Raw genomic sequence first — 428 nt, 5'->3', positions numbered from 1 at the left:
TGCTGTTGCGATAAATAATACCAGCCCCAAGAAAGCCCACACCCGTAACAATATTGGCTATTACCCTTGAAGCAGCAGCAACATCGCTTACAAGATGCGCCGCAATAGCAGTAAATAAAGTAGCGCCAATGCAAACTGCAGCATATGTTCTTATGCCGGCATCACGGCCGTGTTTCTCCCTGTCTAAACCGATAAAAGCCCCCAACAGGAAAGAAGCAAGTAGCTTAACAACAATTATCAATTCTAATTTTACATCCATCATCAACTATTTTAATTATTTGCAGTTTCATATGTATTGGCTAACTCATTAAAAATAACTTCGCCTGTAGCGGTATCGTAATATGCAGCAACAATACCTACATCGCCTTTACTTTTTTGTTCTCTTAAATAATCACTATTTTCAAGAATTGTGGCTATAGAACTCTCTA

Annotated in this window: 1 protein-coding gene; it reads right to left on the bottom strand. The window is 38.8% G+C overall.

The window, feature by feature from the left end:
* The coding region (locus CWB72_RS20465) for an MgtC/SapB family protein (protein ID WP_212747929.1) at positions 1-262 on the bottom strand (262 nt) is incomplete at its 3' end.
* Positions 263-428 lie beyond the last annotated feature (166 nt).

Origin of the sequence: Pseudoalteromonas phenolica (genome assembly GCF_005886345.1) — a bacterium.
Classification (GTDB): Bacteria; Pseudomonadota; Gammaproteobacteria; order Enterobacterales; family Alteromonadaceae; genus Pseudoalteromonas; species Pseudoalteromonas phenolica_A.
Note: the sequence above shows the minus strand (reverse complement) of the source record. Positions and strands in the feature narration are given on the sequence as shown.